The following is a 1,535-nucleotide window of genomic DNA, read 5'->3' as shown; positions in this document are numbered from 1 at the left end:
GGCCGCTTCCGCATCTTCTTTGTTTTTTTGCAGGAGTGCCAGCGTTTGTATGGTTTTGCCCAGGCCCATATCGTCCGCAAGGCAGCCGCCAAAATGATACTCCTTTAAAAAATGGAACCAGTTATAACCAGCCTTTTGGTACGGACGCAAATGCCCGTTAAAATTTAAAGGCATATCAACTTCGGGCAGCGTTTCAAAGTCTGTTAGCCGCTGCAGTTTGCGGCCCATGGATACATTGGCCATCTCCCCTTCAAACAAATCATTTACCAGGCCTATATGATGCCTGCGGAGTTTCAGGTGATTGCCACCCTCGGTAAAGTGCAGCAGGTTACCATATTGCGAAAACCATTTTTCGGGAATCACCGCAATTTCTCCCGAAGGCAAAACAAATTCCTTTTTATGGTTAAGGATATGATTTTTTAGCTGGATAAACGGGATGCGGTAGGTGCCAAAATATACTATGGCATTGATATCAAACCAGTCGTTATTTTCACTAACCTCCAGGTCGATCTTGGTGCCGCCGAATACATAGCGTTTTTGTCCGCTTGATTCGGGCTGCTCAATTTCAAAACCTTCTTCCAGCAAAAGTTCGTAATGCTGGTTGATCCATTCAAATATCGAAAATGAACGATCGGCATCGTCATCCGGCAAATCCACTTCCAGGTTTTTAAATAACGAGGACGCTGTTTTCAGGCCCATTTGCTCCAGCTGCTGGAATTTGTTTTTTTCCCACAACACAGAACGTTTGATGCGGTGAAAAGTATAATTATCGCCCTCATTCTCCATCCGTACCGAAATATGCCTTTCATCGCCATAGGAAAAAACATAACCGGCATATTTAAAAAACAGCTGTAACTGCGATGTGCCCCCCTCAATATAAATAGGCTTTAAAACCGGGTGCGCATTATATTTTTCGGTGTTGATGGTAAAGCCTTCTGCATAAACATGGTGCTTCTCGATGAGCGGGGCCACAAATTTTTCAAAGTATGACTTTTCCGACGAGCGGGGAATTGCGATATAACGTTTGTTTAAAAACGGCACCAGTTTTTTGCCTTCTATCTCCTTCTCAAAATAATAAAGGGTATCGTCCAGCAACATCCATGCCGGGTGGTTGCAAATGATCTCGGCATTTTTGAACATAAACTCAATGCGCATTCCCTGGTATTTAATGGTTGGGAAATACCTGATCTCCTGCTCATCCCGCCTGAAATGAAACAACACGGTTGCCGCTTCAGTGGCTATCTGCAATTTTTTTTCGGCCGGGTAACCCTCCTTGCTCATCAGGTAAAGGGGTTTATCGGCCAGCAGATTTAACGCCTCGGCCATCCGCTTTTCAATTTTTGGGCGAATGGTATCAAAAAGCTGTTCATTAAAGATCCTGGTAAAAAACTCAAACGGCCGGATGGGCTTTTTATAGAATTTTTTGATCAGGTTGCCCTGCTCCATCTCCTCTAATATCTTTACCAGTTTAAGGTCGGTATCATCCAGATAGGGCAAAAATTCCTTGGCTGTATTAGAGAATAAACGCTGGTGGG

1 protein-coding gene is annotated in these 1,535 nt (G+C 44.0%); it reads right to left on the bottom strand.

Features of this window, described 5'->3' with window-relative positions; all coding sequences use genetic code 11:
* Positions 1-1,535, bottom strand: a 1,535-nt coding sequence (locus tag QZY09_RS09920) for an SNF2-related protein (protein WP_295671865.1), incomplete at both ends; no start/stop codon positions are given.

Source organism: uncultured Mucilaginibacter sp. (assembly GCF_903913935.1).
Taxonomy (GTDB): domain Bacteria; phylum Bacteroidota; class Bacteroidia; order Sphingobacteriales; family Sphingobacteriaceae; genus Mucilaginibacter.
Note: the sequence above shows the minus strand (reverse complement) of the source record. Positions and strands in the feature narration are given on the sequence as shown.